Annotated in this window: 9 protein-coding genes; 2 read left to right on the top strand and 7 right to left on the bottom strand. The window is 38.1% G+C overall.

Annotated elements, in window-relative coordinates:
* The first annotated feature begins 529 nt into the window (after nt 1-529).
* Nucleotides 530-2,209 (top strand): hypothetical protein, encoded by a 1,680-nt coding sequence (locus WAA20_RS08325; protein ID WP_073390517.1) that lies wholly within the window; start codon nt 530-532, stop codon nt 2,207-2,209.
* Nucleotides 2,210-2,361: 152 nt separating this feature from the next.
* Here the strand turns inward: WAA20_RS08325 and WAA20_RS08320 are convergent, their stop codons facing one another.
* The 3 genes from WAA20_RS08320 to WAA20_RS08310 are packed head-to-tail and all read right to left on the bottom strand — an operon-like array spanning nt 2,362 to nt 4,419.
* Entirely contained in the window at nt 2,362-3,693 is a 1,332-nt protein-coding gene (locus WAA20_RS08320; RefSeq protein ID WP_073390515.1) for a DUF4153 domain-containing protein, read from the bottom strand.
* 14 nt (nt 3,694-3,707) lie between these two features.
* Nucleotides 3,708-3,917 (bottom strand): helix-turn-helix transcriptional regulator, encoded by a 210-nt coding sequence (locus tag WAA20_RS08315; RefSeq protein ID WP_073390514.1) that lies wholly within the window; start codon nt 3,915-3,917, stop codon nt 3,708-3,710.
* 10 nt (nt 3,918-3,927) lie between these two features.
* Nucleotides 3,928-4,419, bottom strand: a complete 492-nt coding sequence (locus tag WAA20_RS08310; RefSeq protein WP_073390513.1) for a DUF2975 domain-containing protein — start codon at nt 4,417-4,419, stop codon at nt 3,928-3,930.
* Between the two features lie 193 nt (nt 4,420-4,612).
* On the opposite strand from WAA20_RS08310, the gene WAA20_RS08305 reads away from it, so the two are divergent.
* The gene (locus WAA20_RS08305) at nt 4,613-5,905 is read left to right on the top strand and encodes an IS30 family transposase (RefSeq protein ID WP_073390587.1); all 1,293 of its coding nucleotides are present in this window, start codon (nt 4,613-4,615) and stop codon (nt 5,903-5,905) included.
* 776 nt (nt 5,906-6,681) lie between these two features.
* On the opposite strand, the gene WAA20_RS08300 is transcribed toward WAA20_RS08305, so the two are convergent.
* The 4 genes from WAA20_RS08300 to WAA20_RS08285 all read right to left on the bottom strand — a co-directional run bounded on the left by WAA20_RS08300 (nt 6,682) and on the right by WAA20_RS08285 (nt 13,529).
* Nucleotides 6,682-8,685 (bottom strand): methyl-accepting chemotaxis protein, encoded by a 2,004-nt coding sequence (locus WAA20_RS08300; RefSeq protein ID WP_073385347.1) that lies wholly within the window; start codon nt 8,683-8,685, stop codon nt 6,682-6,684.
* 699 nt (nt 8,686-9,384) lie between these two features.
* Complete coding sequence (locus WAA20_RS08295; protein ID WP_073385345.1) at nt 9,385-9,945, bottom strand: hypothetical protein; 561 nt, start codon at nt 9,943-9,945, stop codon at nt 9,385-9,387.
* Between the two features lie 109 nt (nt 9,946-10,054).
* Nucleotides 10,055-12,727, bottom strand: a complete 2,673-nt coding sequence (locus tag WAA20_RS08290; protein WP_081373651.1) for a HAMP domain-containing sensor histidine kinase — start codon at nt 12,725-12,727, stop codon at nt 10,055-10,057.
* A gap of 94 nt (nt 12,728-12,821) precedes the next feature.
* Entirely contained in the window at nt 12,822-13,529 is a 708-nt protein-coding gene (locus WAA20_RS08285) for a response regulator transcription factor (RefSeq protein ID WP_073385342.1), read from the bottom strand.
* Nucleotides 13,530-13,636 lie beyond the last annotated feature (107 nt).

The following is a 13,636-nucleotide window of genomic DNA, read 5'->3' as shown; positions in this document are numbered from 1 at the left end:
TATATGTATTGGTTTTTAGGCTTGCAACACCAAATACACCAGAGGTGTCCTGGAATAAAAAGAATTATCAGAAATTATAGTAATAACGTAAATATCTGCAATGCTTCAAAATTCAAATAGGGGATAATTGGCGAAAATGCCTTGATACCTCTATGTGTAAAAGAATGTTACCGATTTAGTCTATCATCATTGTTTTCTAATGTAAAGAATCCTTTATATAACAATTGAAAAATAAACTGTCGCACTAATGTCCCCATGTCAAGCAATAATTCCCACAAAAACTCATATAAATAATCATATTTTCAGATAAAGTTTGTTAAAGCTATATCTATTTTGGCTTTTTGGACGTTATATGGTAAATTCATAAACATCGACACGTTAACATCATATCAAATGATTTGATATGACCATCGACATGACAGGTATAGATCAATTGCCTTGAATGTCTCAATCATTACAGGATGTAATGGCACATGGTAGGAAGTACACGGACGTACTTCTATGTTTCTAGGAAAAGGAGGTCTTTTCTATGAAAATCTCACACAAATCAGTCTTAGCTACAGGTATCGCTGTAGCACTTGTCTCCCAAGCTCCAATCGTTGCACTCGCAGATAGTCCTGTCACTGAACCCGTTGTTGTTACCGCATCTGATACAGAACCAGGAAATCCATCCAGTCCTACTCAGGTTACAATTACCGTTAATGAAGTACCGTCAGAAAATAACGATTTCACCACATCCATTAACACAAATGGCAATAGTTCAACCAATAATAATTATGATGATGCTACAGTTAGAGTTAATGCTAATATTGTAGTTCAAAATGAAAACGATCCAGCTTTAACAGTAAGCAGTACTGCTACTACTACAGTTACAGATGGTGATAAAACAAATTCTCTTATTGTTGTTATAGATAATAAAACTGTTAGCTCAGTTGAAATCAATAATGGTACTATTACTGATTATGGCGATGCTATTTCCACATCTGGAAATGGATCTGTCATAGGAATTGGAACTACTGTTAACGGTAGTATTACTAACAGTGGCCAAGGAGATGTAGCCATTTCTGAAAAAAGAACCAGTTCAGGAAATGATGCTGGACACATTACTGATGTTAACGTAACTGGTACAGGTGATGTTGGCATTGTTGGTGATGTTTATGGAACAGTAACAAATGATAGTGATAGAGGAAGTATATACATTAATGGAAATGTTGAAGGTAATATTGTCAGCTCAGGAACTATTGTATCATCCAATTCAAATGACGTTACTGTGGCTTACGGAAATGTAACCGTAATAAACGATACTATTAGCGAAGATCAAATACAAGGATCTCCATCTAACTTGTTTGTTTATCAAGTAGTAGATGGTAGTGACTCCAACCCAAGTGTAGATAAAAATCCTCATTATATCATCAAGATTTCAGGTGTCAGTAATGCAAGTATTGTAACAGCAAATACTACTGATGGTGTTACAACTTACATTACTGAACAGCAGGGGCTTAATGTCGTACAAAACACAGCAAGTACTAGTATGATGCCTGCATATTATAATTATGCTGATGCAAATCAGATTATCATGTTTGAAGTACCGAGTGGATATAATTTAAGCGAATACACAGCCGTTATGGCAACCCCTATAGGAAATGGCCGTTATATTCTCACTGTTCCTGCAGGCGGTGGCGTTACAATTCAGGCTTGGATGAAGCAGATTATTGAAGATACAATCTCAAGCGAAACCGGAACTCCTGCAACCATAGTTGATGAAGATTCTTCAGCAGGTGGCACACCTACATATACTGGAGATATCGGAAGTGTAGATGGAATTGATTTCATATCTACAGATGCAGGCCTCGCACTTCCTACAACAGAGCTTGGAGATGCTGTAGTAGCAACATTGTCAGTATCACTTGATATGTCCAAGATCACACCTGTACAGTTCAGAGATGCTGTTACAACTACAATCGGCAGAGCTCCTGTAGGCGGGGTTGCAGTTATCGAAACATCTGAAGTTGCTACACTTGACAGCAACATGATAGCAGCAATGCAGACTCGTCCTGACGAAGAATATGTTATCGTATTCAACCATGACGGATTCAAGAAGAAAGATGTTATTCCTGCAGGTTACGATTATTCTTTACTTCTTGATGAATATGGATATTGCGGATTCCTTAGACTTGCTGCACTTCTTGGATTCACATATCTTGACTGATCAGTAATAATGATTGATTTTAAATTTTAATATATAACAAAAGAGCTTATGGATTATTCTTGATCCATAAGCTCTTTTTATAAACTCAATATTTCTTATCGCTATTATATAATTCAAATTTGCTACTACAGCAAATCTCTATAGCCTAAATCTTAGAAGTTTCCCAACACAACCATCGAGAATGTCGCTGCTGCGAACAAGATTCCGATCTGTGCGGCTGATATCTGTTTATAAAGTCTAACAAGTATGAGCACGCACCATACCACAATGTTGACTACAACCCAAGATGACAGAATTCGTCTAGGTGTAAAGCCATATCCAACGATGTAAACACCAAGCTGGAATGCTGCAAGAAGTGCAAATGCAAGTGCAAATACAAACAGTATAGTTGCAAGGATCCTTGTTTTCTTCTGTGTCCACAATGCTTCTTTGGACACAAAACATGAAGCACCCATTATTGCCATGTTAAGAACTACTACTCTTACAAGTTGCCAGAAGCTTCCAACTGCATATTCTGAAGCTTCGTGAGCTGTTGTTGCGATATTGCCGTTTAAAAGGTCTATAAATGCACTGATAAAAAAGATTCCATACAATGCGCATACACTTCCGATGATTATATATGCAGAATAAGAAGGAAGTGTGTGGAAGCTTTCAGTTTCTTCCTCAAGTTCTTTTGCAGATACAACTTCTTCTTTTGTTAAAGATCCCGCTACCAGAGCATACAGCCAGCATCCAAAAGGAATTGATAACAGGATTATAGGAAATGTATCTTCAAAAAATTCCGCTATACTATCTGCAGAAAAAATATTTACCCAAAAATCAACAAATCCTTCGCTGATTCCTGCAAATGTCTTAGATACGCCGACAAGCTGTGAAATTGCTATAGCGCAAACGATGATTGCTACGACAACACTGACTGCTATTATACCAAGATCTTTGTTTTTAGGCTTTTCTTCTTCAGCGTCAGGAGCAAAAAAATCTTTTTCTTCATCTTCAGGTTTGCCTTCTTTATGGAAAAGCTTTCTGGCTCTAAGGAGAAAATTACTAATAGGAACCATTACTGCTCCTGTAAAACAGTCGGTAAGAAAAAAGATACCACTTCTTCCTGCTGCAAGGATTCCCATACGACACATTACATAATAAATGATAGTACCGTGCCATATCAAAAGCTGATATATATCCCAGTCTCTGTGAAGTCCATAAACACAGGCTGCTATTGACTGCAGTAAAACACAGATCATGAATATGATCGGCTCTACAACTGACTTGCCGTTTTCTTTGAGTTTCTGATAGGTATTACCAAGAAGATATGCAAAACTTTCTGTCCATAAGATAAACAACACTGCAAAGATAAGCATCCATACGCTTTGACCATATACTCCAAATAAATCCTGGCATAAAACAAATTTCAAATAGATGTAACCAATTATATAACTGATAATTGCTGCTATTTTAAATACATTTGATGTTGATATTGTCTTCATAACGACCTCCATCGTTACTCCTTATCCTCAACATATTCAAGGATATCTCCTGGTTGACATCCAAGCTCCTTACAAAGGGCGTTAAGGGTGGAGAAACGAATTGCCTTAGCTTTATTATTTTTTAAAATTGAAAGATTGGCCGGAGTTATATCAACTCTGTCAGCAAGATCACCCGAGCCGACATGTCGCATAGCCATAACTACATCTAAATTCACTCTTATCATGGCTCTCTCCTTATACCGTATAATCCAGTTCGTCTTTCATTTCCACTGCCTTACTAAATGCGTTCATGACAACTCTGATGATCGCTGTCATAAAAGCTGCTGCTGCGCAGATAAGCAAAATAAAGAAGCCGCAGGTAATGCCCATGATGAATGTAAGCACGCAGGCCATCAGTACTACATCACTTATGATCTTGAGTGATCTTACATTACGTTCAGAAAATACTTCTCCGCCATCTATCCTTACAACCAGTCTGTAAAGCTGATATAGCATTACAAACAATATGATAGCGCAGATATATCCGCCTATAATGATGATCCAGAATCTCGGATACCCTGTAAGCCAGGGAGATTCAAAGACTCCTTCGTTTGATTCAAGCGTCACATAAGAGACGATCTTCGGCCCGACGATGCAAGTTATCACCGAAGCAATAGCCACAAGTATTATAAAGATCTTAGTAACCTTTACACTTGTAATAAGGCTTTCTTTATTCTGTTTATTCATTTGTGAATTCCTCCATGGAGAATAGCTAAATTCATGAGCTGAATTGAAAACTTAAATTCCAGTTCATTCAGCCAAAAACTGGAACTTAGTGTTGCAAAGTTGCTACCGGAAATAAGTCTTGCAAACATTCCGGTGTGATATATTTATAGTTCAGCACCAGAGTCCGGATGGCGTATACCAAGGAGAATTAACCATGGCTAAAAACGCACATCTAACTCTTGATGACAGATCTACTATCGAAGTATCCCTCCGAGAGGGAGATTCCTTTACTGATATAGGAAGAGAACTAGGAAAAGATCCCTCCACTATAGCAAAGGAAATAAAGAACCATATACAGTATTCCCGAAGTGGTAGTTACAACCCATGTGCCAAACGCGCTAATTGTTCACTAATAGGGCAGGCATGCAAGCCATGCAAAAATCCGCATCATGGCATTTGCAGGAGGTGCTCTTTCAGAAACTGCTTTGAGCATTGCCCTGATTTTGTGGAACTTACATGTCGCAAATTAAATAAACCTCCATATGTATGTAACGGCTGCGATACCCGCCATCGATGCAAGCTTGAACGACACCTGTATGTAGCAAAGGCTGCTCAACAAGAGTATGAATCCCAAAGGTCTGAAAGCCGGCAGGGAATCGCAATAACACCAACTGAATTGAAACGAATTGATGCGATCATTTCGCCACTTGTTAAGCAAGGTCAGTCAATACACATGATCTGTGTCAATAATGGAGATGACATAATGCTTGATGAAAAGACCATCTATAACTACATTGATGCCGGTCTCCTATCTGTGGACAACATAGATCTTCCTCGAAAAGTTCGTTACCGTGTTCGTTCTCATAAAAAACCTGTCAGAGTAGACAAGCAGTGCCACATAGGACGCACATATGAAGATTTTGAAGCATTTCTTTCAGCTAATCCAGATACAGCTGTTGTTGAAATGGATTCAGTAGAAGGTCGCAAAGGCGGAAAAGTATTACTGACTATATATTTTAGGGACAGTAGTTTGATGCTTGCCTTTATACGAGATGCTAATACTGCAAAATCTGTAAAGTGCATATTTAATGACCTTTATGAAAAGCTTGGTCATGATGTATTCACACAGCTTTTTCCTGTCATACTTACAGATCGTGGTAGCGAATTCACTGATCCGCTTGCCATAGAGTTTAATGACAATAATGAACGTAGAACCCGCATTTTCTATTGTGATCCACAACGATCTAATCAGAAGGGAGGTTGCGAAGTAACTCATGAGATGATACGTCGCGTTCTTCCTAAAGGCACATCGTTTGATAACCTGTGTCAAGATGACATTTATCTTATGATGAGTCACATAAATTCATACAATAGAAAAAAGCTGAACAACCAATCCTCACATCAGCTGTTCAGCTTCCTTCACGGTGAGAATGTACTTGATACCCTTAACATCAAGCTCATTCCTGCTAACGAGATAAATCTCACACCTCTGTTGCTGAAAAAGTAAAAATAGCTTACGCCATTCGGAACACATACCGATTCTCAGAGGGGTGGAATTTAATCTTGCGAAAAAGGAAGCTTAATTCGACCTCCGATTAGTGTGCGTACTTTTTCATAGATATTTATCTCGAAAAAAGCATAACAGCTTTTATGAGTCAAAACAATGTGTTTGGAATTGTAAATTCCAATAATAATCAACTTTGCAATACTAATTTCCTAAAAATCAGGAACTATATAGTTTTACTGGAATTTACTCTTGCGAGTATTCTAGTAAAACGGAATTAACTTTTGCAAACTGGAACCTCGGATTCCAATTCAGCGCTAAATTCATGACTTTAGCTTTCTGTTAATTATAATATGACGTCTCAAATCGATTGTCAATATATTTTTATCGTTTTTCGATATATTTATATTGAAAAACGATTCAGGAGAGATCTCATGAAGAAATATTCCTGAGGGCGGCCGTTAATAAATGATTTTCTTGTCTTTGAAAGTATTATTAAATTCAAGAGCTTGATAGATGGAGTATTTTATTCTGTTTAGGGACCGCATGTTTGAGCGAAGCGAGTTTCGGACCCTAGAATAAAAATCTCCAGATATCATGCCTTGAATTTTATAATACTTTCATGACAAGAAAATCATTTATTAACGGCCGCCCTCAGGAATACGCGAAAGCTTTGACAATTCTATATGTGCGAAGTTTCTGTTAATGAAAAATACCTACAGCCAAGTGTGTTACCACCACAGCTGTAGGTATCAATACTTTTATATACTCATTTATGCTTATTTGAAGAATGCCATCTCCTGATTAAGCTTCTCTGCTACGTCCTTAAGTCCTTTAGCAGATTCTGCAAGTGTTGTAACTGTTGCAGAAAGTTCCTGCATGGAAGCTCCAGTCTCCTGTGAAGAAGCTGCATTCTCTTCTGAAATAGCCGACAGAGCACTCATTGTATCAACAACAGAGTTCTTGGACGTCTCACAGGTTTCAGCTCCTGCTGCAATTCTCTGAACACCTCCAACTGTAGATGCAATATCTTCAAGCATACTGTTTACACTCTGAAGTGTTTCACCAAGAGCTGTCTGCTGATTGCCATTACTATCCTTGATAGACTCAGCTGCGTCAACTGCTGCCTTAGACTGCTCAAGGAGGATATCCATCTCTTTACGGATCTCATCAGCCATGTTCTTGGAATCTTCTGCAAGTTTACCGATCTCTTCAGCAACAACTGCGAAGCCTCTTCCCGCCTCACCTGCTCTTGCTGCTTCGATAGAAGCATTGAGTGAAAGGAGGTTGGTCTGAGTTGCAATGGAGGAAATGCCCTCAACCTTGTCGTTGATATTAGTAACAGCATTCTGTGTTGCAGAAATAGCTGTTGAAATCTCATCTATCTTACCTGTCATCTCGTTACTGGATTCCTGAAGGTTAGAAAGAGAAGCAGATGAAGCTTCAGATGCTTCCTGCATTCTTCCTGCAAGACCTTCAAGGTCATTAGTTGATGACTGTACATCTACAACAGCATCTCCGATATTTCCAACATTTTCAGATGCTGACTGAATTTCATCAGCCTGCTGGGTAGCACCGGATGCAATTTCCTGAACTGCATTTGCTACATCTTCTGTAGTCTGAGAGATCTGACTAGCCATGTCTGATAATTCCATGGAAGACGTCTCAACAGTATCTGAGGAAGCCTTAATACTGTTAACTATACCGGAAAGCTTACCAATTACAGTATTGGTATTGTTAACCATTGCACCAAATTCATCTTTTTGCTTAGTGAATTTATTTATAGTCTGGAATTTACCATCAGCAAGCTGTGCCAGAGATTCATTAACTTCCATAATAGGATCTGTAAAACTCTTAGCCATAAGGAATGAGATCACAACTGCAGCGACAAGCATTAAAACGCCTATTACGATAGAGATCATTGCAGAGCTGTTAGCAGAAGCCATTGCTTTATTATAATCAGTAGATACTACGACCTTAAATCCTGTAACATCATCTTCATAATATGACATGATAAGCGGAGTATCAAAACTTGTCTTATCAACAATTGTTCCAGAACCTTCTGCACAATATGGAGTACCGCTAAGGTCATACTCCTCTTCTGCGCTTATTTCCATCTTGGCATGAGCTGCCATGATATTATTTCTATCTGCAACAAAGGCATCTTCTGTTTTATCTGCAAGCAAGTTATGAAGGGCAGCAAGTGAATAGTTTCTCTGAACTGTTCCTATTACATCTCCATTTTCGTTCTTGATAGGAACACACATCGTTATCATTCTGTCTCCGGTTATACTGTTTACAAGTACATTAGAGATATAGGAATTTCCCTTCAATGCTTCCTGATAGTATTCTCTAGTTGATACATCTGTAAGTGTTCCACTTGTTTTGACAACCTGCATACCCGTAGTATCCGCAATAGCAATTACATTGCCATCGCCAAGAATCGCATCATTTGCCTGAAGCATCTGGATCATAACTTCATCACTTATTCCTGCTGTTCCTTCCATATATACGATCGTGGTCGGATTACTTGCAACAGACTGAATAATATCAAGATTTTCTTTTATAACAGTGTTAAATTCAGACGCAATATACTGAGCCTGCCAGCTAAGGGAGGTTTCAGCATCTTCAAGCGCTTTATTAGTTGATGAAAAATAACTTATAGCCAGAGACACTATAAGCGGAATTGATACAACAGCTACCATAACAGCAATAAGTCTTGTCTTAATGCTCTTCTGGCCAGGCTGCCTTGCCTTTTTAGACTGCTTACCTTCATTTGCCATAATAGATTCCTCCGTAAATTTCTATTACTTTTATTACTATATTGATGAATAAGTGTGAAAAAAAGATATCGTATAGTATTCTCATCGGCATTTTTAGCTATTTTATGTATATCTTTAAATTATTTTAAACAATTAAATAATAGACGTAAGTACATATACGCCCATTATTTATATGACATTTTTCTGCTTTTTTCTTCCATATTACTATCCATTTCTAACCTCCTTCTAAGGCTGGAAATTATGCGGCCAAAATCCCCCACCGCAAGGTGCCCACAATATACTACTTTATTGGCGATCTTAAAGGAAAAAATAATGTTTTTTAATTAATTTATTAAGTGTGAAAAAATAATTCTTTTTATATTTAATCCAGTTAATTAATATCCAATATATAGAAGTGCATGATAACTTTTATCTTTTTTTCAAATCAAACAGGAGGGATTATCGAGTATGGATGCTGCTGCAACTTCCGTATCCGATGCGGTTGATACGATCAATGGAAACCTTCAGAGATTCTCTATTGGATAAAACATCCTGGTTTTATTAATTGAATTTCAAGATCATTCTAAACGTATTGCTTTTATTACACGTCTAACAAAAATGCCTACAGCTATGGTTTTATATCACCTTAGCTGTAGGCATATATTTTTTATAATCAAGTGTTATTCATTTTTCTCAAAACAATCCATTAATAACTATTCATCAGCCCATTCCAGCTGTGATAGCAATGGCTGTTACTTCATCATTTTCGATAGTAAAGCCGAGTGTATATCCGGATGATGTATAGTTTGCAATCTTTTTACCATCTTCTTCTGATTCAAAAGAAGGTTCACCATAGGCTTCTACAACATCTGCGTACGTAGATCCAACTGATATTCCCTTGCTTGTCGTAACATTCTTACTGTATGTGAAGATACCGGAAAGTTCTTTATCATCACCTTCTCCAAAACACTGTATTGTAAAGTCATCATAAATGATATTTCCGAATTCATCTTCTTTGTCAGACTCGCCAAGCTTATCAAATACGTCATTTATATCATCATATAATGAAATCTCAATAGTTCCGTTTGACAGTGTTGTATCTGCCTTTGGATCTGTAGATTCGTTCATTACAACGTCATCTGTCTGGTCCTCAACCTGATCGTCCGATACAACTTCAACATTGCCATTTTCACTCTTATTCTCGCCTTCTGTCTTTGAACATCCAACAACAGAAAAGCATACCACCATTGATAAAATAACTGCTACGATTCTTTTTTTCATAATTCTGTCTCCAATCTCTAATGTCATTATATTTCTATGCGCACGTTATATGGATTTAACAAGCGCATGCTCAGAAGCAAGGAGTTCAAAATGAACTCCAGACGTGCTTCTATGCGCACGACTCTTCTTGTAATTCTTCCTCTGGAAACGATATATCAACCTTAAAAAGGTCTCCGTCAACTGTCAGTTCCATCTTACCTCCCATGGATTCTGTCAGTGATCTTGCGATCGAAAGTCCAAGGCCGTTACCTTCAGTATTTCTGGAACGGTCTCCTCTTACGAATCTTTCCATAAGTTCATCTGCTGATATATTTAGCTTATCTTTAGAAATATTCTTAAAAGTATAATGTGCGCGGCCGTTCTCTTCTTTGAGCTCAACATAAGCCCTAGTGCCTTCCTGAGAGTACTTAACGATATTACTCATAAGGTTATCGAATACTCTGAAAAGATATCTGTTGTCTGCTTTAACATATACATCTTTTTCAGGAACGTCTGTGATCACTACTATATTTCTGTCTGACAGCCTGTCATCGAATTCGCCGATGGACTGATGCAAAAGTACTCTTGCATTTACGTTTTCAATATTGAACTTGATACTGCCTGTAGCTGCCTTTGATGCCTCTATAAGGTCTTCTATGAGCTTTTTGAGTCTCTTGGCCTGCCTGTCGAGTACTTCAAGGTAGCCTCTTGCTGTCTCGTTTTCAAAGTTTTCTTTTTCAAGTAAATCTACATAATTGATAACAGATGTAAGAGGTGTCTTGATATCATGAGATACGTTGGTTATAAGCTCGGTCTTCATTCTCTCGCTCTTCATACGTTCACTTATCGCATTATTAAGACCGCTACTTATTTCGTTAAGAGCCTTGCCATGCTCCTCAAGGTCTATGAACATTTCATCTGTATTAACTGTTACGTCCATATTACCTGCAGCCATCTCAACTGCTGCTTTTTTGATTTTCCCATAATCTCTTAGTACTTTAAAAAGAACAAGTGCCAGAATTATTTTTTCTATAAGCCATACAAAGAACAGACCCGGCCTGTTATGTATGTTAATAATTCCTATTGCTTCTCCAAATACAATCAAAAGGCAAATGACAATTATCCTTTGACTCCACTTAACATTTCTCAAGGAATCAACTATTGCATTTTTGATGCCTCCAATGATTCTGCCAAACCACATGATGATCTTGTAACAAAGAGTATTTCTGTAAAAATGACCTGATTTAAAGTTTATGACAACGCTTTCAAACCACAGCGTGCCTGCCAGGATAGCCAGTAATGCCCCTATTCCAAGAACGAGATATCCGCCACTACCTGCCATAAGCCGATCATCAATTGCATAGGCAACAAGTGCTCCCGTCATGCACTCTGCCATACAGGCAAGAGCAAACATCACTTCCATAGGGAAGCTAGCAAAAATATCACTGTTAAAAGAGCCATTGTTATCATATTTGCCAGCTCTTACAACCAAAAGTACTACGAGTAAGATCAGGATAAGACCTGCTACAACCGAGATTACAGGAAGCAGTACATGCAGCACCGGTATCAGCCTCAAATATCTTGAAGCCTGGGCAAAAAAGCTGTCTGATGCCTGGTTATCTCTTGGAAAACAGACTACTGTATATAGGTTATATGATGAGTCAGATACAACATCAACTGATGATACAGATTCAAGACTGCATACATCTATATCAGCATCTCTGAACTCATCGTGAAGATCTGTAAGGTCCGCAACGTTTGAAAGTGACAGGACGCCGGATGAAGTATAGCCATTAAGTTCAAGCACATATTCACTGTCATCACTTCCGAGAGGAGAATATGGAATTCCATCTATGTAAAGGTATTTATCGTTAACAGCTGATGTTGATTCTTTAGTATCAGTAATTGTTTTAGTATCTTCTTTAGTATCTTCTTTAGTATCAACTTTAGTATCTGCTTCAACTTTTTCTGTATTATCAGCTGCTGCTTTTTCCGTAATATCAGTATTATTAGTATTTTCTTTTCCTTCTACATCTGTAGTTTCTTTTTCTTCTACATCTGTAGCTTCTGTTCCTTCTATATCTGTAGTTTCTTTTTCTATAATGTCTGTATCATTTTCTACTTCTATAGAAACAGTCGCATTATCATCTTCGATTACCGGTGCCTGACTTGCCCAGATACGTTCATAGATATTGGTTGTGTTATATGTTCCGCCATCCTCAGACATTTTATATCGATATGAATTGCCGTTTAGACTGTAGAATCTTTCACCATCCCAGATATAGGCCTGCTGTCCTAACATGTCATAGCCAATTCCCTTTATATCCCTGATCTCAGATTCATATGAATAAGAATCATTGATATAATTATTATCTCTGAACAGGAAATCATACATATTCTCAGAAAGGGAAAAGGTACTGCCAGTTGATACATATGTACCTATCGTATAGTACTCTGCAGGAAGATCACCGGCAAAATTCTTGAAAACGTATGTAGACTCATCATTAAGGTCCAGATCTTTGATGTGATCATACTCGCCTTCGATAACTGCGATATTGCAGCCTTTCTCTTCCATGAACTCTGCATTATATCCATGTTCACGGTCTGCAAGTGCCCACAGAGCAAAGTCATATGCGGCCTCATCCATCAGAGTTGTCTTAAGCGTACTTCCGGAAGTAAACATAAGCCCCATTTCATCCATGGTAAATATCACGCCAAGGCATGTTATTAAGATTATCGAGCATAAACAAATAGCAATTATATTTAACAGATGTAAAGATCTTTTATATGGTTTACTCATCATTACCCTTCCTCATATTGCGAGTTACTAATGTTTTGGAAGTGGTGGAGCTCGCATCGCCACTTCTTTTGGTCAATCTTTGATCAACTCCCTTTTTCTAGGACTCAATTTTATATCCATGTCCCCAAACTGCTTTAAGGTATCGGGGATTTGCGCTGTCGTACTCAATTTTTTCCCTGATATGACGGACGTGAACGGCAACGGTACTCTCCGCCCCAAGTGCCTGATCATGCCATACAGCTTCATATATCTTCTTGGGTGAAAGGACTTCGCCCTGGTGCTGCATAAGGAGCTTCAAGATATCATATTCGATGGGAGTAAGGCTTACTTTATTGCCGTCAAGATATACTTCCTTGGCTTTGTCATCAAGCTCTATTCCTCCAACGACCATCTTGTCAGTTCCTTCATCCTTAGGAGCAGTCATACATCCAAGCTGTGTATAGCGGCGAAGCTGTGATCTTACTCTTGCAATAAGCTCGACGGGATTAAAGGGCTTGGTTACATAATCATCTGCCCCTATGTTAAGTCCCATGATCTTATCCGCATCCTCGCTTTTAGCGGTAAGAAGTATAACAGGTACATTGGAAAATTTTCGGATCGCTGCCATGGCCGTTATCCCATCCATAACAGGCATCATTATATCAAGAAGAAGTAAACTTACATCCTTTCCGGCCTCGCTGTTCATGATATCCAAAGCTTCTTTGCCATTAGATGTCTTAATAACTTCAAGTCCTTCGCTTTCAAGATATATGCTGATCGCTGCAACTATATCCGGTTCGTCGTCACATATAAGTACTTTGTTCATAATCCCCTCATAATTATGATTTGTATTTAGATATATAAAAAAACAGATCTGTTTGTTTACAGTCTCTATTGTAGTGCCTCAATTCTTAAGTTCCAAGTACTGAAATG

The organism is Butyrivibrio fibrisolvens, assembly GCF_037113525.1.
Lineage (GTDB): Bacteria > Bacillota > Clostridia > Lachnospirales > Lachnospiraceae > Butyrivibrio > Butyrivibrio fibrisolvens.
The sequence above is the reverse complement of the archived record's forward strand: the minus strand, read 5'-3'. Positions and strand labels throughout refer to the sequence as shown.

Excerpts from the sequence above, each read along its gene's own strand:
- WAA20_RS08285 (WP_073385342.1), bottom strand. The coding sequence starts at position 13,529 with ATGAACAAAGTACTTATATGTGACGACGAACCGGATATAGTTGCAGCG.
- WAA20_RS08325 (WP_073390517.1), top strand. The coding sequence starts at position 530 with ATGAAAATCTCACACAAATCAGTCTTAGCTACAGGTATCGCTGTAGCA.
- WAA20_RS08300 (WP_073385347.1), bottom strand. The coding sequence starts at position 8,685 with ATGGCAAATGAAGGTAAGCAGTCTAAAAAGGCAAGGCAGCCTGGCCAG.
- WAA20_RS08320 (WP_073390515.1), bottom strand. The coding sequence starts at position 3,693 with ATGAAGACAATATCAACATCAAATGTATTTAAAATAGCAGCAATTATC.
- WAA20_RS08305 (WP_073390587.1), top strand. The coding sequence starts at position 4,613 with ATGGCTAAAAACGCACATCTAACTCTTGATGACAGATCTACTATCGAA.
- WAA20_RS08290 (WP_081373651.1), bottom strand. The coding sequence starts at position 12,727 with ATGATGAGTAAACCATATAAAAGATCTTTACATCTGTTAAATATAATT.
- WAA20_RS08310 (WP_073390513.1), bottom strand. The coding sequence starts at position 4,419 with ATGAATAAACAGAATAAAGAAAGCCTTATTACAAGTGTAAAGGTTACT.
- WAA20_RS08295 (WP_073385345.1), bottom strand. The coding sequence starts at position 9,945 with ATGAAAAAAAGAATCGTAGCAGTTATTTTATCAATGGTGGTATGCTTT.
- WAA20_RS08315 (WP_073390514.1), bottom strand. The coding sequence starts at position 3,917 with ATGATAAGAGTGAATTTAGATGTAGTTATGGCTATGCGACATGTCGGC.